The 18,301-nt window shown below is 55.7% G+C and carries 20 protein-coding genes; 5 read left to right on the top strand and 15 right to left on the bottom strand.

Annotated features, from left to right (window positions below; genetic code table 11):
* On the top strand, nucleotides 1-260 hold a 260-nt coding region (locus tag QP981_RS10505), incomplete at its 5' end, for a hypothetical protein (RefSeq protein ID WP_284857980.1).
* Nucleotides 261-301: 41 nt separating this feature from the next.
* Here QP981_RS10505 and QP981_RS10500 read toward each other — a convergent pair.
* The 13 genes from QP981_RS10500 to QP981_RS10440 form a co-directional block, all read right to left on the bottom strand.
* A complete protein-coding gene (locus QP981_RS10500) occupies nucleotides 302-1,054 on the bottom strand; it encodes a YebC/PmpR family DNA-binding transcriptional regulator (protein WP_284857981.1) in 753 nt (250 codons plus the stop codon).
* 79 nt (nucleotides 1,055-1,133) lie between these two features.
* Entirely contained in the window at nucleotides 1,134-1,754 is a 621-nt protein-coding gene (gene pdxT / locus QP981_RS10495) for a pyridoxal 5'-phosphate synthase glutaminase subunit PdxT (protein WP_048731318.1), read from the bottom strand.
* Nucleotides 1,754-2,632, bottom strand: a complete 879-nt coding sequence (locus QP981_RS10490) for an acyl-CoA thioesterase (protein ID WP_016422678.1) — start codon at nucleotides 2,630-2,632, stop codon at nucleotides 1,754-1,756. Before QP981_RS10490 ends, pdxT begins: the two co-directional genes overlap by 1 nt.
* Nucleotides 2,633-2,634: 2 nt before the next feature.
* The gene (gene pdxS, locus QP981_RS10485; RefSeq protein WP_005511452.1) at nucleotides 2,635-3,537 is read right to left on the bottom strand and encodes a pyridoxal 5'-phosphate synthase lyase subunit PdxS; all 903 of its coding nucleotides are present in this window, start codon (nucleotides 3,535-3,537) and stop codon (nucleotides 2,635-2,637) included.
* A 139-nt stretch (nucleotides 3,538-3,676) separates the two neighbouring features.
* Nucleotides 3,677-4,180 carry a hypothetical protein gene (locus tag QP981_RS10480; RefSeq protein ID WP_016422677.1) on the bottom strand — a complete coding sequence of 168 codons (504 nt, stop codon included), beginning with the start codon at nucleotides 4,178-4,180 and terminating at the stop codon, nucleotides 3,677-3,679.
* A 53-nt stretch (nucleotides 4,181-4,233) separates the two neighbouring features.
* Complete coding sequence (locus tag QP981_RS10475; RefSeq protein ID WP_284857982.1) at nucleotides 4,234-5,376, bottom strand: glycosyltransferase family 4 protein; 1,143 nt, start codon at nucleotides 5,374-5,376, stop codon at nucleotides 4,234-4,236.
* Nucleotides 5,377-5,378: 2 nt separating this feature from the next.
* Nucleotides 5,379-6,281 carry a phosphatidylinositol mannoside acyltransferase gene (locus tag QP981_RS10470; RefSeq protein WP_284857983.1) on the bottom strand — a complete coding sequence of 301 codons (903 nt, stop codon included), beginning with the start codon at nucleotides 6,279-6,281 and terminating at the stop codon, nucleotides 5,379-5,381.
* Nucleotides 6,282-6,292: 11 nt separating this feature from the next.
* Nucleotides 6,293-6,994 carry a phosphatidylinositol phosphate synthase gene (gene pgsA, locus QP981_RS10465; RefSeq protein ID WP_284857984.1) on the bottom strand — a complete coding sequence of 234 codons (702 nt, stop codon included), beginning with the start codon at nucleotides 6,992-6,994 and terminating at the stop codon, nucleotides 6,293-6,295.
* Nucleotides 6,988-7,623 carry an ATP adenylyltransferase gene (locus QP981_RS10460; protein ID WP_284857985.1) on the bottom strand — a complete coding sequence of 212 codons (636 nt, stop codon included), beginning with the start codon at nucleotides 7,621-7,623 and terminating at the stop codon, nucleotides 6,988-6,990. The genes pgsA and QP981_RS10460 overlap by 7 nt, the downstream gene beginning before the upstream one ends.
* 150 nt (nucleotides 7,624-7,773) lie before the next feature.
* On the bottom strand, nucleotides 7,774-9,768 hold the full coding sequence (gene thrS / locus QP981_RS10455; protein WP_284857988.1) for a threonine--tRNA ligase: 1,995 nt from the start codon (nucleotides 9,766-9,768) through the stop codon (nucleotides 7,774-7,776).
* 159 nt (nucleotides 9,769-9,927) lie between these two features.
* Nucleotides 9,928-11,154 carry a Dyp-type peroxidase gene (locus QP981_RS10450; RefSeq protein ID WP_284857986.1) on the bottom strand — a complete coding sequence of 409 codons (1,227 nt, stop codon included), beginning with the start codon at nucleotides 11,152-11,154 and terminating at the stop codon, nucleotides 9,928-9,930.
* Nucleotides 11,155-11,440: 286 nt separating this feature from the next.
* On the bottom strand, nucleotides 11,441-12,049 hold the full coding sequence (locus QP981_RS10445; RefSeq protein WP_284857987.1) for a copper chaperone PCu(A)C: 609 nt from the start codon (nucleotides 12,047-12,049) through the stop codon (nucleotides 11,441-11,443).
* Nucleotides 12,050-12,053: 4 nt separating this feature from the next.
* Nucleotides 12,054-12,623, bottom strand: a complete 570-nt coding sequence (locus QP981_RS10440; protein ID WP_150963129.1) for a copper resistance CopC family protein — start codon at nucleotides 12,621-12,623, stop codon at nucleotides 12,054-12,056.
* A 354-nt stretch (nucleotides 12,624-12,977) separates the two neighbouring features.
* On the opposite strand from QP981_RS10440, the gene QP981_RS10435 reads away from it, so the two are divergent.
* The 4 genes from QP981_RS10435 (at nucleotide 12,978) to QP981_RS10420 (ending at nucleotide 16,316) form a co-directional block, all read left to right on the top strand.
* Entirely contained in the window at nucleotides 12,978-14,195 is a 1,218-nt protein-coding gene (locus tag QP981_RS10435) for an alkane 1-monooxygenase (protein WP_049173049.1), read from the top strand.
* Nucleotides 14,196-14,288: 93 nt separating this feature from the next.
* Nucleotides 14,289-14,465, top strand: a complete 177-nt coding sequence (locus QP981_RS10430; protein ID WP_049173018.1) for a rubredoxin — start codon at nucleotides 14,289-14,291, stop codon at nucleotides 14,463-14,465.
* Nucleotides 14,462-15,553 carry an NAD(P)/FAD-dependent oxidoreductase gene (locus QP981_RS10425; RefSeq protein WP_049173020.1) on the top strand — a complete coding sequence of 364 codons (1,092 nt, stop codon included), beginning with the start codon at nucleotides 14,462-14,464 and terminating at the stop codon, nucleotides 15,551-15,553. The genes QP981_RS10430 and QP981_RS10425 overlap by 4 nt, the downstream gene beginning before the upstream one ends.
* Before the next feature lie 49 nt (nucleotides 15,554-15,602).
* Nucleotides 15,603-16,316 (top strand): TetR/AcrR family transcriptional regulator, encoded by a 714-nt coding sequence (locus QP981_RS10420; protein ID WP_049173022.1) that lies wholly within the window; start codon nucleotides 15,603-15,605, stop codon nucleotides 16,314-16,316.
* Between the two features lie 7 nt (nucleotides 16,317-16,323).
* Here QP981_RS10420 and QP981_RS10415 read toward each other — a convergent pair whose 3' ends face one another.
* Both QP981_RS10415 and QP981_RS10410 read right to left on the bottom strand, forming a co-directional pair.
* Complete coding sequence (locus QP981_RS10415; protein ID WP_053087330.1) at nucleotides 16,324-17,421, bottom strand: DUF6114 domain-containing protein; 1,098 nt, start codon at nucleotides 17,419-17,421, stop codon at nucleotides 16,324-16,326.
* Nucleotides 17,422-17,509: 88 nt separating this feature from the next.
* A complete protein-coding gene (locus tag QP981_RS10410; RefSeq protein ID WP_049173023.1) occupies nucleotides 17,510-18,082 on the bottom strand; it encodes a DUF6230 family protein in 573 nt (190 codons plus the stop codon).
* Nucleotides 18,083-18,301 lie beyond the last annotated feature (219 nt).

Here is an 18,301-nt window from a genome sequence, read left to right as displayed (position 1 = left end):
CTGTATTTCGTTCGGCGGGTTTGCTTCACTACTTCTCCTGGTCGAAAGTGGTGATGCATTCACCGCCTGAACCTACCCCTGAAAAATCGTCTGGAAGTGACATAAACTCGCACAGTTTCACATTTGCAGCCGTATTCACACGCGCAGCCCGTAATTTTTCCCCAAAAAAAATCCCCATCGGACGATTCTCCGATGGGGATCTTCCATTTACACCAGCTCGCCGCGCAATTCAGCGCTGCGGGCTACCCTGCACCCTTTAATGCCGGGAAGCCAGTCAGCGGAACCGTCGCCAAGCAAACGCCTAGTCGTCGAGTTCGGCGATAACCTCGTCGCTGATCTCGGCGTTCGAGTAGACGTTCTGCACGTCGTCGGACTCTTCGAGAGCGTCAATCAGACGGAAGAGCTTGCGTGCACCGTCAGCATCGAGAGCCACCGTGGTAGAAGCGCGGTAGTCCTGATCTGCGGAGTCGTACTCCATTTCGGCATCGACAAGAGCGGTGCGGACATTCATCAGATCGGTAAAGGCGGAGACAACCTCAAACTTTTCGCCCAGGTCGTTGACCTCCTCTGCACCAGCATCGAGAACCGCCATAAGCAGGTCATCCTCGGTCAGTTCGCCCTTCGGCAGCTCGACGACACCCTTCTTTTCGAACAGGTAAGCCACGGCGCCGTTGTCCGCCATGTTGCCGTTGTTCTTGTTGAACGCCGAGCGCACATCGGAAGCAGCACGGTTACGGTTATCAGTCAGGCACTCCACAATCAAAGCGACACCACCAGGTGCGTAACCTTCGTAGACAATGGTCTCCCAGTCAGCACCGCCGGACTCCTCGCCGGAACCACGCTTGCGGGCACGCTCAATGTTGTCGTTGGGAACCGAGGCCTTCTTGGCCTTCTTGATCATGTCATCGAGGGTAGGGTTGCCAGCAGGATCACCGCCGCCGGTACGAGCCGCGACCTCGATGTTCTTGATCATCTTTGCCCACTCTTTGGCGCGCTTGGCGTCATTAGCAGCCTTCTTGTGCTTTGTGGTTGCCCATTTTGAATGACCCGCCATGTGCTAGTTCCTACCAATCCTCTCGTCAATACCCATGTAGATGGGAATTCGTCAGGTGTTCATTATACAAACCGGGGATTTAAATTCCGACAAGCTCTCGCAAAAAGAACTCGTGGAGCCGCGTCTCCCCCGTCGACTCCGGGTGAAAGCTGGTGGCCATCGCAGCCCCCTGCCGTACTCCGACCACTGTACCTGCGGTCTCTCCAGCCGATTCTGGCACCCGCGCTAGCACCTCAACATCATCACCGACACGCTCGACCCACGGTGCGCGAATAAAGGCGGCGTGTACAGGCGGCTGGTCACCGCTGATCGCTAGCTGCGGAATATCCAAGTCAGTTTCGAAGGAATCCACTTGCCGGCCAAATGCGTTACGACGGACCGTGATGTCAATCGCTCCCAGGCTAACGGCATCCGGACGGGTATCGAGCACTTCGTCGGCAAGCAAAATCATGCCTGCGCAGGTGCCATATGCCGGAAGGCCATCGCGGAGGGCTTCCCGCAGCGGGTCTTCAAGCTCATTGAAGACCATCAGCTTGCTCATGGTTGTGGACTCGCCGCCGGGCAAAATTAGGCCGCTAAGCCCTTCCAGATCACGGGGCAAGCGCACCTTTCGGTGCGGGACGCCGAGCTGGTCAAGCACATATCCGTGTTCGGCAACGTTGCCCTGAAGAGCGAGGATACCGATTGTTTCCTGTGTCATTAATCTAGGTTCTCACTGCGAGCATCGAAGTTCGTCGCCACTGGCACGGGCTCGACACCCGGGGCCAGGCTTCGGGTCAGCCCTTCCTGCGTGACGACGGCCACGAGCTCGCCCTTTTGGTTAAAGATGCGACCGTGAGTCAATGCGCGACCCGCGTGCGCCGATGGCGAAATCTGGTCGTAGAGCAGCCATTCATCCGCACGGAACGGACGCATAAACCACATCGCGTGGTCGAGGCTGGCTTCCTGGACCTCAACGCCTGGATGCGGAACGAGTGCCGATGACAGCAAAGTCATATCCGACATGTACGCCAGCGTGCAGACGTGGAAGGTCTCGTTATCCGGCAGGCGATCCTTGCACCGGAACCATACCAGCTGCTGGGACGGGGTGTACTTGTTGTGTTCGAACTGATCATCCGGCACTACCCGGATATCCCAGTCCGCCCACTCGCGCATTAGTAGACGACGTGTGTTCGTCATCTCAGAGGTGTCGGTGACCACATCTTCAGGATCTGGCACCTTGCGCATCACGTCAGAGTGCTCGAGTCCCTCATCCCCCTTACGGTGGAAGCTGACCTGCATTACGAAAATCGTACGGCCATCTTGCACAGCTTCGACGGAGCGGTGGCAGAAAGACCGTCCATCGCGAATACGCTTGACCATGTACACCGTCGGGATATGGGGGCGGCCCGGGCCTACAAAGTAGGCGTGGAGGGAGTTCACCGCGAAGGTATTACCCACCGTGCGCGTCGCCGCGACGAGGGACTGGCCGGCAACTTGGCCACCGAAAGTGCGCTGCAGGATTGACTTAATGACTGGGCCACGGAAAATGTCCCGGTCAATCTGCTCCAGATCTAATACCTCGCGGATGTTAGCCATTTTTACCAGCCACGCTCAGCGAGTCGGTGCGGCTGCGGAATCTCGTCGACGTTGATGCCGACCATTGCTTCGCCGAGACCGCGGGAGACATCGGCGATGACCTTCGGATCATCGTAGTGCTGGGTTGCCTGGACGATAGCCTTGGCGCGCTTCTCCGGATCACCGGACTTGAAGATACCGGAACCAACAAAGACACCCTCAGCACCGAGCTGCATCATCATTGCAGCATCAGCCGGAGTTGCAATGCCACCTGCGGTGAACAGCACGACTGGCAACTTACCGGTCTCAGCGACCTCGCGTACCAGTTCGTACGGTGCCTGCAGCTCCTTGGCGGCAACGTAGAGCTCGTCCGGAGCCATAGAACGCAGACGGTTAATCTCAGCGCGGATGGTGCGCATGTGAGTCACAGCGTTGGAGACATCACCGGTACCGGCCTCGCCCTTGGAGCGAATCATGGCAGCGCCCTCGTTGATGCGGCGCAGAGCTTCACCCAGGTTGGTCGCGCCACAGACGAACGGCACGGTGAAGTCAAACTTGTCGATGTGGTTCGAGTAGTCGGCCGGGGTCAGAACCTCGGACTCGTCAATGAAGTCAACACCGAGGGACTGCAGAACCTGTGCCTCAACAAAGTGGCCGATGCGGGCCTTGGCCATAACCGGGATGGAGACGGCATTGATAATGCCCTCGATCATGTCCGGGTCGGACATACGCGACACGCCACCCTCTGCGCGAATATCGGCGGGGACACGCTCCAGCGCCATCACGGCAGTTGCGCCGGCATCTTCAGCGATCTTGGCCTGCTCCGGCGTAACGACGTCCATAATGACGCCGCCCTTCATCATCTCAGCGAAACCGCGCTTCACGCGTGCGGTGCCCTGCCCGGAGTTGTTCTCAACCGTGCTCAACGAACCCTACTTCCCTAATAAAACTGGTGAATGTGACTGTTTGTAGTCGTTTAACACTATAACGCCTGAACTAGACAGTGCTGTTCATTGAGTCAGAAAACACGGTGAACTTCCAGCACAACAGCGGGTTTTCCCACAATTAAGCCGTTGTCAGTCCATCTGCAACATCGAAATATTCCGGTTCAGGTGCAGTGCCCGCCAGCCGCAGCGCGCGCACTAGCGGCCTGGCTCGCAGTGCTTTCGTATCTGTCACCGCATCATTGTAGAAACGGCGGGCGAGCTCGAGCCGCGTGTGGGCATCAGAAAGCTCAATTGCCATCGTCCGGTCCACGGGCTGTTCCTCATAGAGCGCCACAATTTTCCTAGTCAGTTCGTTTTCCACGTCTGCACGCTGCCCAGTGTTGTTGGCTCTAAGTGGTGTGGCTTCCACCTTCGTCACTACGCCGGCGAGCTCCGGGTAGGCGGCTCGAGCGACTGCAGCCCTTCGCCCCAACGCCGCTTCCAGTGAAGAACGCGCCAAGTCCGTGCGAATGTGCATACGGTTCAAACGCGTCGCTGTCGATGAAGCCACCAAACCGCTAACGAGTACGACAATCAGCGCAATGACTAGGACAACGACCCAGATTGGAACGGTTACGTCCACCGAAAACCCACTTTCACTCCGCTGCGTTTAATCAGCTGCCACGACGGAAATCTCTATGGCGCAATGACGACTTTTTCGCCATCCATGCGCACCGTATCGTACACACGCAGAACGCCGTCGGCGACCTGCGACCAGTCATACTCCCAAGCCCGTTTATGCCCGAGTGCGCGAAGCTCCTCCCCCAACTTTGGCTGCGTCAAAAGGCGTACGACTGCATCCGCAAGGTCTGCGGAGTTACCGTTTTCAAAGTGAAGCCCGTAATAGCCGTCGTCAAGCACGAGTTTGAACGCATCGATGTCGCTGGAGATCACCGGCGCACCCGCCGCCATCGCCTCTACCAGCACGATGCCGAAACTCTCCCCACCACGCTGCGGGGCAATGTACGCATCCGCATCGGCGAGGATTGACGCCTTAGCATCCTCCGACAGTCTGCCGACGAAATGCAGGACATCTGCGTTTTTGCCCGCTTTACGACGAGCTGCCGCGACATCACCATCACCAACAACACAGACCTCAAGCTGTGGAATCTCCGCACGTATTGCTGGCAACGCGTCGAGCAGAACGTCAAAGCCCTTGCGGGATTCGTCGAAGCGTCCGAGGAACACAAGCCGATAGAACCCCTCACGCCGCGGCGGGATCTCGGGCAGCGAAGAGGCGGCCGGGCAGGACTCGAAATCTCCAACACGGACACCATTGGGAATGAGTACCGGGTCACCGCCAAGTTGCTCAACCTGCCAGCGACGTGCCACTTCCGAGACAGCGATACCTCCCCGAATGCGTTCAAGGTACTTCCGCAAAAATGGCGTGGCCAGCTTCAATGCCAGGGAGTCCGTCGCCGCAGAGTGATAGGTCGCGACAATTGGCCCGACCGAGTTTACTAACGACAACATTGAAAAACTGGGCGAATTCGGCTCATGAATATGAAGAATGTCAAAGCTACCTTCCTCAATCCATGTGCGGACTCGACGGCTCGTGCGGGGGCCAAAAGACAGCCGAGCGACCGAGCCGTTATACGGAATCGGGATGGCGGCACCACCTCGAACAACGAAATCCGGAACGTCCGCCTGCGCGCTCGCCGGGCCGATAAGGCTGACCTCGTGGCCGCGACGGATGAACTCCTCGCACAAGTCAATCGCGTGAGCTTGAACCCCACCTGGGACATCGAACGAGTACGGGCACACCATTCCGATTCGCACGGCTACTTTGACCTCTTCTTATCCGCTGGCCACAGTGGCTGCATCATGTGCCAATCCGCTGGATGCTGAGCAATATCAAATTCAAAAACAGTAGCGATGTCCTGGACGATATCGGCCAGCTCGCGCCCCTCGGTCGGCACAAATGGATGTGCTACAAAACGCCAACCATCGCGCGTGTAAGACAGCCCCGCGGGCATAAGCCGAGCGCCCGTGTCCAGTGCCAGCTTTGCTGCGCCGACCGGCATTGTCGTCTGCTCACCGAAAAAAGTGACCGGGACCCCGTGGCCGCCGAAGTCACGATCAGACAGCAGGCACACAACGCCACCGTCTTCCAATCGCTTCTGCAGTTCCGGCATTGCGGGTTTGCCACCGGTAAGCGGGAGAATGTGGAATCCGAGGGATTCGCGGTACTCCACGAAAGCGTCGTAAAGCACCTCTGGCTTCAGCCGTTCCGCCACGGTACTGAACCGGCCATGGCGGGAAACGAGCCACATACCTGCCATATCCCAGTTACCAGAATGCGGCAGTGGGATGACGATGGAATCTCCTGCCTCGAGGGCCTCAGCAACTCGTTCGAGTCCATCGCTGGTGGATTCGACCGTGTCTGCCAACTCTGGCGACGCGATGGAGGGCAACCGGAATGCCTCCACCCAATAGCGTAGATAGGAACGCATGGAAGCCCGAATCAGCCCTTGCGGCACTTCCTCAGGCGGACAGCCCATAACGCGAGCCAGGTTCTTGCGAAGCTGGCGGGTAGACTCGGGATTTGCTGCTACCCGATCGGCGGCTATGTTGCCGATACGGTAGGCCACTCGTTCCGGCAGCAGACCAAAAATCTTCCACCCGGCCATATAGCCGAGCGCAACGAAATCATCTTTCGAGCGAGGCAGGAAGAAACTAGTCATCGTATCCTCCTTTAGTTGTTGGAATCAGCCGGACCCGTGGACTTCGTAGCAGAGTCAGGGGTGATAGATGAACTATCAGCTGCGCCTTCTGGCGGGGCGATCGGATCCAACGCCCCTGGCTGCTTAGCCACCATGTACAAGCGCTGGACGACTGTGAATACCGACCCAATCGCCAGGAGCCACATTGCGACGTAGAGGGCATAATCCACGCCAAGCCCCTGGAGCCCGATGCCGATTAGACCGATAATCAGGCGCTCCGCACGTTCGACGAGTCCACCGTTGACCTTGAGGCCGCTGGCTTCTGCCCGAGCCTTAACGTAGGAAATGACCTGGGACGATCCCATAGTGATCAATGTCAGAATAAGCAGCACTGATTCCGCGTCATGGTGATACACCACCCAATACGCTATCGCCCCAAACAGTGCAGCGTCCGTAATGCGGTCACAGGAAGCATCCAGCGTTGCTCCGTATTTTGTTCCCTGCCCTCGAAGTCTGGCCATCGTGCCATCGAGCAGGTCAAAAGCTGTGAAAATAGCGATTGACACCGCAGCTGCGAAAAGATGGTTGGTAGGAATCAGGATTACCGCAAGCAAAACGGAAACTGCAGTTCCCACCAGGGTGACCGTGTTCGGGCTAATGCCAACCCGCAAAAGCGCAGCGGCTATCGGTTCAACTACTGGGCGGATTGGAGCCCTGCCACGGACGCTTAGCATGCCGCCCCATCCTCCTGATTGAGGGCACGCCAGCCGTCGGCAAGCAATTCGCGAGTCTGACGAAGAGCCTGCGGTAACACCTTGGTGCCATCGATCACGGTCATAAAATTGCTGTCACCCGACCAGCGCGGTACGACGTGCATATGCAGGTGATCAGCGACCGAACCGCCGGAGGCCTTGCCCAAGTTGAAACCTACATTGACGGCGTGCGGGCGCGAAACCGATTTGAGAGTACGAACCGCATGCTTGGCAAATCGCATCATCTCGGCCGTTTCTTCGTCAGTCAAGTCCTCAAGGTTGGCGACTTCGCGATATGGAACCACCATCAGGTGCCCTGGGTTGTACGGGAACAGATTCAAAACGGCGTACACCCACTCGCCGCGAGCGATGATGAGTGCTTCCTCATCGCTTTGCTTCGGCAAATCAACGAAGGGATTACGGGATGGCTGGGAGTTATGCACACCACGCTTGACGATGTAGTCCAGCCGGTACGGTGCCCATAAGCGCGTGAGCCGATCCGGTTCGCCATAACCGCTGTCGACGTATACGCCATCAGACGATTCCTGCTGGCCGGCATTGCCCTGCTGCTGCGGAGGCAACTCTTCACTTCCCGACTGATTCACTGCCATCCCCTTCGTTGCGTGGCCGGGACCCATTCGAGCCCCGACCACATATATTTCTCTGCTGTAGTTTACGACCTCGCGGTTAACTTCTTTGGATTACCACGCGTGGTTCACCAGTTAAAACAACGCGGTCGAATTAGAGAGCGTTAACGACCTCTAGAGAGCAGAGACATTCTCCTTGTTCGGCTGTTCGTTATTCCGCGAAGCAACCCAATCACAGATGATGTCCACAGCCTTCTCAACTGCCACCCCGTTAATCTGGGTGCCATCGAGGAACCGGAAGCTGACGGCACCTGCCTCAATGTCGCGGGCACCAGCCAGAATCATGAACGGAACCTTGGCCTGGGTGTGGTTGCGAATCTTCTTCTGCATGCGGTCATCGGACGTATCCACGTGGACGCGGATGCCACGAGACTTCAGCTGTGCAGCAAAGTCCTCCAGGTGTGGGATACAGTCATCCGCAACCGGAATACCAACAACCTGTTCCGGAGCCAGCCAAGCCGGGAAAGCACCTGCGTAGTGCTCCAATAGGACGCCAAAGAAACGTTCGATGGAGCCGAAAAGCGCACGGTGAATCATAATCGGGCGCTTCTTGGTTCCGTCAGGTGCGGTGTACTCGAGCTCGAAGCGCTCCGGCAGGTTGAAGTCGAGCTGTACCGTCGACATCTGCCAAGTACGGCCGATGGCATCGCGGGCTTGGACGGAAATCTTCGGACCATAGAAAGCGGCTCCGCCCGGATCAGGAACGAGCTCGAGGCCAGAAGCATCGGCAACGCGCTGGAGAATAGCTGTGGACTTCTCCCAAATTTCATCCAAGCCGACGAACTTCTTTTCGTCCTTCGTAGACAGCTCCAGGTAGAAGTCATCCAGGCCGTAGTCACGAAGAAGCGAAATGATGAAGTCGAGGACATTAGTGAGCTCTTCTTCCAGCTGATCCTCGGTGCAGTAGATGTGGGCGTCGTCCTGCGTAAAGCCACGGGCTCGGGTGAGTCCGTGGACAACACCTGATTTCTCGTAGCGGTAGACGGTGCCGAACTCGAACATACGAATCGGAAGTTCACGGTAGCTGCGACCACGCGATGCGAAAATGAGGTTGTGCATCGGGCAGTTCATCGGCTTGACGTAGTAGTCCTGCGGAGCTTTGGTGCAGTTGCCATGTTCGTCATATTCGCCGTCGAGCTGCATCGGCGGGAACATTCCATCCGCGTAGAAGTCCAGGTGACCGGACTTCTTGAACAAGTCGCCCTTAGTTACGTGCGGGGTGTTCACAAAGTCATAGCCCGCTTCGATATGACGGCGACGGGAGTGCTGCTCCATCTCGTTGCGGATGATGCCACCCTTGACATGGAACACCGGGAAACCGGAACCAATCTCATCTGGGAAGCTGAACAGATCCAGCTCGGAGCCCAAACGGCGATGATCGCGCTTTTCAGCCTCGAGCATGCGGTCAAGGTACTCATCTAGCGCTTCCTTGGACTCCCACGCAGTGCCGTAAACACGCTGCAAGTTATCGCGAGACTGGTCACCACGCCAATACGCAGCGGAAGAGCGCGTGATCTTAAAAGCAGGGATGTAGCGAGTGGTCGGCACGTGCGGGCCGCGGCAAAGATCAAACCACTCGGTCTCACCGGTACGCGGATTGACGTTGCGGTAGCCGGTCAAGGTCGTGCCTGCACCACCGACGTCGACATTGGCCTCATCATCTTCGGACACCTTGCCGGCCGACTTTTCAACAATCAGCTCGAGCTTATACGGCTCGTCGGCAAGCGCTTCCTGCGCCTGATCGGCAGACTCGAACGCGAAGCGCTCGAATCGCTGACCAGACTTGATGATCTTCTTCATACGCTTTTCGATGCGCTTGAGATCCTCCGGCGAGAAAGGCTCATCGACACGGAAGTCGTAGTAGAAACCATTGTCGATGGCAGGGCCAATGCCCAGCTTCGTCCCAGGGAACTCCAACTGCACGGCCTGAGCCATCACGTGAGTCGCAGAGTGGCGGATGACATCGCGACCGTCCGGAGTATTCGCCGGAACGGGCTCGAAGACGGTTTCCACTTCTGGCTTAAAGGACAGATCCTTCAAATTGCCTTCAGGGTCGCGGACACAAACGATGGCGTCAACGCCCTTGTTCGGGAAACCCAGGTCTCTCATCGCCTCGCCCGCAGAAACTCCTGCGGGCACGGAAAACGGTGCTGGGGTTGCAAATTCTTCTGACACGGCGTGCGTGTACTCCTTTTCAAAGTGTCTTCGAAAATCACATACCTGGTGACCTTCGTCAGTCGTTCACACACTTTACCGCACGGTCAAAACTCAGGCCTCGAAAAGGTCCTGGGCCCAGTACTCCTCCTCAGAAGTTCCTCGTGGCATAACAAACACGGCGGATCCAATGTGGAAAATCCACTGATTGAGACGGTCGTTCTTGGACAGCCGCTCCTGAATCGGATTGAACTGCTCCAACGGGTCCTTCTGGAAACAAATGAATACCAGGCCGGTGTTGGTCTCGAATCGACCATTCGGTTCCGGTGGCAGGTCATAGTTGTAGACCCGTCGCAGAATCCTTTGATTAGGTTTCTCCTTCGGAGGCATTGACAGTGCAACATGGCTGTTCGGATCCGTCAGAGGCAGACCATATTCATCAGTCTTCGCCAGGTCGACGGTCTCAAACTCGTCCTTACCGCCAATTGGCGCACCGGTGCCGATATCTCGGCCGGTAATAACAGTGCGGCTTTCGCGGTCCAAGACATCCCAGCCTGGAATATCCATTTCAATACGGCGGACAACCATCGCTGTACCGCCCCGCAACCAGTCCGGGCCACTATCAATCCACACTTGCTTGTCGAATTCTTCACGAGTGCGCGGGTTGACCGTACCGTCCTTCTGACCGAAGAGATTACGCGGGGTTTCGCCTTCCTGCCTAGAACCATTGGCGTGCTGGAAACCAGCTTGCACCCAGTGGACATCCAAATAGGAACCCGCATTTCGGATCATCATTCGTGCCGCATGAGAGACCATTACCGGGTCGTCCGCACAAATCTGCAGGCACAGGTCTCCGCCGTTCCACTCCGGGCGAAGCTCATCGTTAACGTATTTTGGCAGATCCCCCAGCCACTCCGGCTTCTGGTCTTCCCTATCGATGATTGTGAAGAAGTTTTCCCCATATCCAACTGTGATAGTCAGATTGGCCGGACTCCCCATGAGCTCGGGTTCCAAATCCGTTCGAGTAGCCTTGCCGGCTGTCATTCGGCGGGCATCATCCGTCCAGGCACGCATGAGGTTTTGAAGGCGATTGCGATCTACCCCCTTCTTCACGTTGAAGGCTATTAGCCATAGATTCGCCTGTGCGGGCGTCGCAATCCCCGCCTGGTGAGCGCCATCAAAAGGTACGGTTGCTGTCTGCAAAGGCGGTTTCGGCGGCTCTTCCTGTGGACGTTCCAACCCAATCGCCTGGGCTTCCGGCGCCCCCAGGGCGAGCGCTGAGGCTCCTGCGGCGGTGCCGAGCCCGCCAAGAAAACGTCTTCTGGAAAAGCCTTCGGACATGTTGTGCACTCTTACCTTTCTGATTACTTCGAACTGGAGCACATGAGATGGCTGGGAATCCGCCAACTTTTCAATAGCTTCAACGCAACCACTGGCCTATCCAATTCGACCGTATCGAAAACCTTTTTCGGAAAAAGAAAAGCGCCGGAGTTCGTTGCATATGCTGCAATAACCTGCCAACTCCAGCGCTTCTGCCACCATTAGATTCAGCTAGTCAATTCCTCGACGTACCTGAGCTCACGCCCGCTTTACGACGAACGATTGCTTGATCAACTTGTCACAAAAGTTAGTGGCCCGAGTGATCCATCTCACCGCCACCCATGTGCTCTGGGTTGTTCAGGTCACCGTCATTACCGTAGTCCTCTTCACCTGCTGGCTGGACACGAACCTCAACGTCCTGGGTAATGCTAGAGCCGTCGGAAAGCTCAATGACGAGCTTGTACTCAGCTCCCACATCCATAGCTTCATCATTGTTCATGATCATGAAGTGAGTGCTACCCGGTTCGAGAACGAGTTCGCCATTAGCAGGAATCGTCAAACCTTCCGGCACCTCGAACATCTTGCCGTCCTTGGTATCGTGCTGCTCGAACTTCGTGCCTTCCTTCAGCCCCTCAAGCTTGAAGGAGGAAACCTTGATGTCCTTATCGGTGTTGTTGGTCAGCGTACCGAAGATGGCGGTCATGCCCTTGTCAGCCGGCTTTTCCTTGATGTAGGCATCGGCCAGCTGCACAGCAGCATCACTCTTCTCCATCTCAGAAGTAGCCTCGGTCGCAGCGGAGGTTGCGGACTCAGTCACCTCAGCAGCAGTGTTATCGTCGGACGAGCAACCTGCCAGAGCAAGGGTCAGGGCTGCGGAACCAGCGATCAGTGCAGTTGCAGTGCGATTGAGCTTCATGTGTCTATTTTGCCTTTCGATTAATAACGATGACGACAGCGGCGATGATGACGATGAGTCCACCACCGAGGCCATAAGCCCATAGCGGTATTGACTTCGTTTCCTCGGCGTGCGCACCGGTCTGACGAGATTCTGCCCCGGCTTCGGCTGCGCCAGCAGCATCCGGATCAGCCACTGAGAAAGAGGTCTTACCCCGAGTGGAGTGGCCATCCGAGGACGTGATCTGGAAACCAATGATGTAGTTACCAGGGCCTGGATTAATATCCTCAGGGATATCCAAAGAGACCTCATTACCCACTACCTCTGGCTCGTGGGAGTACAGGACTTCCTTGGCATCCGCATCACTAATTGCAACGGTGTTGAAATTGTTCTTGGGGTTGCCGGAGAACTTGAGAGAAACGTGGTGCGGAAATTCATCGAGAACCTGCTTGTCGCCTGGCGTTGATGACATCACCGCGTCGTGAGCTACCGCAGGTGAAGCGGCAAAAATCGAGATAGCTACAGATACGGCAAGCGTGGCGACACTCGATTTAACAGCGCTCGACCTTCCCCAACGACTGCGTGAAGAATTCACAGAATCTACCGCTCCCCATTTATCTCATGGTCAGAATCCAGTTCATTACAAACCACTCCTAAGCTTACGCCAATAAAACCCATAGGGAGGGATGAAGCATCGAAGTGGTTCAATTACTAGTCGTAGCATCGAGGATGAAAGTTCCCGGTGAGGCCATGATTTTCAACTTTTGTTGTCAAAACCTATTGACAATTTGACCCCTGTCATAGAAAATCCCCTTATGAGACATTGCGTCTCATAGCCCTCTATCGCCGTGGTTGGTTCACTTTGCCTGCGCGGTGTCTCCACATAGACAGGAGCAGAACATTGACTTCACACATCGATGCGTCCCGCCGACGGTCGCGAACTGAGGCCATGGGGTTGCGCCGAGTGGCAGCCGACCCCCAGCTCAATTCCCAGGTAAGTCCATACTCATGGAAAGACCCGAAACGCTATCTTTGGTTTCTGGGGTTGATTCCTGCTGCAGCGGTACTTATTGCATGGGGCATCCACTCGATTCTCAGTATCTGGTTCACCGGGCTTGGCGCTGACTGGGTTTGGTGGGGCGGCCCTATTGTGGTGTTCATCATCATTCCGCTATTTGACTACTTTGTCGGCAACGATGGCTCCAATCCACCTGACGAAATCATGGCTCGACTTGAGGCGGACAAGTACTACCAGTGGGTGCTCTACGCTTACGTCCCTCTACAATATGGCTCTCTCATTGCGGCAGCGTATCTATGGGGCCGCGGAGACCTTTCCGTGTGGGACTGCATAGGATTGGCACTCACCGCCGGAGTCGCTTCGGGCATTGGCATCAATACAGCCCATGAGCTTGGACACAAGAAAGACAAGCTCGAGCGCTGGTTGTCGAAAATTACCCTGGCACCCGCGGCTTACGGTCACTTCTATGTAGAGCACAACCGTGGGCACCACGTTCGCGTCGCGACCCCAGAAGATCCCGCGTCAGCACGTTGGGGCGAAACCGTTTACACCTTCGTGCTCCGAAGTGGCTGGGGCAGCCTTCTTCACTCCATCGCACTTGAGAAAAAGCGCGCTGAAAGGCAAAAGCGCAGCTTCTGGAACCCAGATAATGACGTTCTCAATGCCTGGGCCATCACAATCGTTTTGTTCGGAACACTTATCGCAGTATTCGGAGTGCAAATTACCCCGTACCTGATTATGCAGGCGCTCATTGGCATTCTTTACCTGGAGACGGTCAATTACATCGAGCATTACGGCCTACGCCGAAAGAAGCTACCGAATGGTCGCTACGAACGGTGCCAACCTCGCCATTCATGGAACGCTGATCACATCGTGACAAATGTTTTCTTGTACCATCTGCAGCGCCATTCGGACCACCATGCTAATCCGACTCGTAGGTACCAGATCCTTCGCTCATTCGACGAGGCGGGCAATCTTCCCTCGGGTTATGCCGCCATGATCGCGGTCGCAATGCTTCCACCGCTGTGGCGAGCGATCATGGACAACCGTGTAATTGACCTTTCGGAAGGAGATGTCGAACGAATCAACGTCATGCCGTCCAAACTACCAAAGTTAGAGAAGGCTATTGCCGCACGACACCAGGCATAACAGGGAGGTTCAGCGGCCACACTAAGCGTTTGTACCGCGCGAATTTGCCCGCTATCTCTCCCCCAGTCCACTTCGCTATCCGAAAGGTTCACAATGCCATACAAAACCTACGAATGTCTCCAGTGCGGCTTCATCTACAACGAAGCTGAAGGCTGGCCAGAGGAAGGAATTGCTCCTGGCACTCGCTGGGAGGATATTCCTGACGACTGGTCCTGTCCCGACTGTGGGGCTTCGAAGTCTGACTTCGAAATGGTTGAGGTTTCCCCTTGAATCACGCAAACGTAATTGGGGCGGGCCCTGCTGGTTGGGCAGCAGCTCGCCAACTCGGACGAGCTGGGTGGTCAGTTGACCTCTATGGCCAAGAGCCACAGACCCCTTACAACCGAGTACAGGTTTCTAAGGCGTTTCTGACCAGTGAGGCCACACCTGTTGATTTTGCGCTAGGCGCACTACCTGAGTCAGTTACCTTACACCAAGGTGAGACGATCAAAGTCAAGGACGGCAGGCTCATTCGTTTCAATGATGGCCAGCACATAGAAGGACCTACAGTCCTCGCAACCGGCGGCACGCCTAAGTCACTCCCAGCGTTCGAGAATGGATTCGTGCTTCGCACATATAGAGATTCGCAACGTCTACGAGAGCATCTTTCCGGTGGCGCGCGCACAGTCCACGTCCTCGGCGCAGGGGTACTCGGCATGGAGACGGCTAGCGCATTGACGACCCTCGGCCACGAGGTAGTAGTCCACGATATAGCACCAGAGGTAATGCAACGATTCTTACCCGGTCAAGCCGCAAAGTGGCTCCGCCACATCCACGAAAGCCGTGGCACTCACTTTGCTTTGGGAACCTCCGCCGCATTGGCTAGCACCGATACCGTCGTAGTATCCATCGGCATTACTCCTAATACCGAATTGGCGAACAGCCTCGGTATCGAAGTAATGGATGGAATCGTCGTCGATGCTCTCGGCCGTACATCCAGACCTGGGATATATGCGGCAGGCGACTGCACTACTTTACGTATCGGCAATGACCATCGTCGGGACGAGGATCTAGCATCTGCCCGCGCGTCGGGCATACGTAGTGCTACGGGCATCCTCGTGGATGCTGGAGAAATGAAGAATTCCCCCTCCTTCGAGCTCCCTGTTTCCCGCCGCTGGAGCATGCAAGCAGGTCTCCGCGTCACCACCGTCGGAGACGTATCCTCCGGCGTAGAACACGTGGCCACCTCACCACTATCCGGGACATTCGAATCAGCGGTGGTTCGGGATGGCATTGTCATCGGCGCTGTCTCTATTGGAGAAAAGCCAAATCCTCGAGGCACTCTAGCTACCGTTGGCAAGCATTGGAACGACAAGTAGCGGGAATTACGGACCATTTCTCACACGCGCCGTTATCCTTGGCTCTGTGATGGGTAAGCGCAGACGAGACTCTATTAATTCATTTCAGGAAGACGACGGCGGTGGTAGTCCTCCACGCCGTCGTTTATCAGCGCAGCAGCGACGCGAAGAAATTCTCGACGCCGCTGCTGATCTTTATGTCTCCGGCCAACCGACGGATTTCACAGTTGACGACGTGATTGGAAAAGCCGGAGTTTCCCGCGCGACCTTCTATCGAATATTTCGAGGGCTCGAGGATCTCCGCGCCTGCATTATTGGTCGGATTGCTACAGCATTCCAAACTCGAATGTTTTCAGGTTTCGGATTCGACAATCAGTGGCTGGAGCTGATCGCTGGCATCAGGGAGTTTCTGCGCATCGCTGATATGTTTCGCTCTGATGTCATTTTGCTATTGGACAATCAGGGCCAGGGCTCAATTGCAGAGGGGATGCGCGATGCCGTGGCTGCCGAAATCTCTCGGCGTATCTATCCCATCGAAGAAACTCCGTTGGGTCGTCGGGCCCTTAGAGCATGGATAGCAGCTGCCGAGTACGAGGTACGTGATTGGCTACAACAGCGAGCCAACGACAAGAAAACTACGGAATCGGCAGACCTCATCACGAAACGGCTTGCGGGACTACTTGAGGCAGTGGTGTGCGAATACGAAGCTACATCCGACGATGTCTTCATCACCGAGCTCAAGCGAGTGCTGCAATCTGACCGGCGTATGGCACAAGCCGGCTAGATTGTGATTACGAGTTTGAAATCTGGGTTGTCGACGGTAGCTCGAGCGCGTCGGAACGAACAACGTATGTCTCTAAGATCACGTCATGTAGCACTAATTGACTAGTAGCCCAGTCGGGTAGCCCAAGAGCCTCACTCATAACCGAACGCACATCTTTGTCCTGGAGACTCTGGTAATCGAGGGAAATGGACGGGCCTTTCAATCCAGCCACCTCAGGACTTACAGTCATTTTCCGCACAATGATATGGAAGTTGCCATCCAAGATTGAGGCGCTCCCGGGACCCGTCGCTAATTGCACACCGCCGCCGGGGATGCTCAACCCCAGATTATTCAATTCCACTCGATTCGCGTCCAATCTAATTGCCTGCACGCTATCACCTGCCGGCATAGTCAGGTCGACAAGCGAAAAGTGAACGTTTCCGATAAGTCGAACAGAATCGGCTGTAATCATCTCGAGGGTATCCGAAAGCCCTAGTTCACCGGGTTGTGGCGTCGGAGCTTCCCGCAGGGAAATTCCATCCGCTTCGTCGACTAGAGAATTCGAGACACCGCTTGGTAATGGCGAATCTGTAATCGAGTTCCCTGGAGGCAGCTGTATTTCAGGCAGAGTTGGCAGCTGATTAAAGTTGGCAATCCCGGGAATCGGTAGTGGCGCGAAGCCAGGAGCTGCAGAAGCGTGCGGAGCTGGAGCTAACATGCCCATAAGAACGCCTCCCACAGCCAAAATAGTGCTTACGAGAAACTGCTTCCCCTTCGGCCTACTAGGAGTTTCTACGTCTTTCTGGTCCCCCTCGTCGCCAGTTTCCATCTCATAATCCGGGTACCATGACAGAGCTAAAGCTCCCCCAATCAGCCCCAGAACTGTGCCGAGTACAAATCCACCAAAATTCGATGTCGGAAGAGCGACAATGGACAGTACAAGAGCAGTGGTGCCCGTCAGAATCCTGGAGCTTCCGCCCGTCCAGGTTAAAACGCCGGCAGCGATGAGCAATAGCCCGATCAAAAGTGTCGACACACCCGAGAGTGTGGAAATACTTATGAGGATGCCCTGCACATCAATGGTCAGATACGCAGGAGTTAGCATAACCAGCCCACTGATAATCATGCATAGCCCTGCTCCGAAGGGTCTCATTCTGCGCCAATTGTTAAACCGAACGCTTAACGACGCCTTATTCTGTGGCCCAGCGGATGATTTAGCATCCATGACCTTCACCCGATTCCACAGTGACCTTGGCTCCCGAAATGGTAAGCGAGTCTGCAGCTAACGAAGTGACTTGCAAGCGCTGATTGCGAACGATCATCTGCGTAGCTACCAACCCCCAAGTCCCCCGACCGGCTCTACTGTCAGCTTGGCTTGCATCAATGCCGATCTGCGGATGGCTCATGGTTATGGCCCCATTAATATCCTTTGCACCTACGAGTAGATTATCCGCAGACAAGCTCTTCCCGGGAACAAGCAATTTGAATGTGGCTTCACCTACGCCAGGTATGTTCTTTATTGGTGCAGAAAGGCACACATCGGTGCCGGATGCCTTACCAAAGCGCAGCTTGGACACACCTTTTTCCGACTCCCCTGCCTTCTCAGCGCCAACGAAAAGGCTTGAGGAGTCTCCTACCAATTCGTCCACGGTCAGTGTCATCACGGTGCCAGACAGAGCAAGGTTAGCGGACAGTCCATTTTGAGCCATGGCGACGCCTGTACCACCAGCAACAAAGAGGCCGACACTCAAAATCCCAGCAAACCTGGCCTTCTTCACGTAACCCATGTTTACGGCACCCTCCTACCGCTCCAGCACAAACCTATATTTGAAAACCATAGGTTTGTTTACACACAAACGTTTTGTAGGAAAACGGTAGTCGCTATGAGACTTCATGTCTCAGCTTCCATGGAATTCAGCGAGCACCTGCGAGGGTTAAGTAAAGAAAAGTGTGTCCGCATGCCACCATAACCCCAGACCACACACCACAAATCACCAAAGAATAGC

This window comes from Corynebacterium sp. MSK047 (assembly GCF_030232285.1).
GTDB classification, from domain to species: domain Bacteria; phylum Actinomycetota; class Actinomycetes; order Mycobacteriales; family Mycobacteriaceae; genus Corynebacterium; species Corynebacterium jeikeium_D.
The sequence above is the reverse complement of the archived record's forward strand: the minus strand, read 5'-3'. Positions and strand labels throughout refer to the sequence as shown.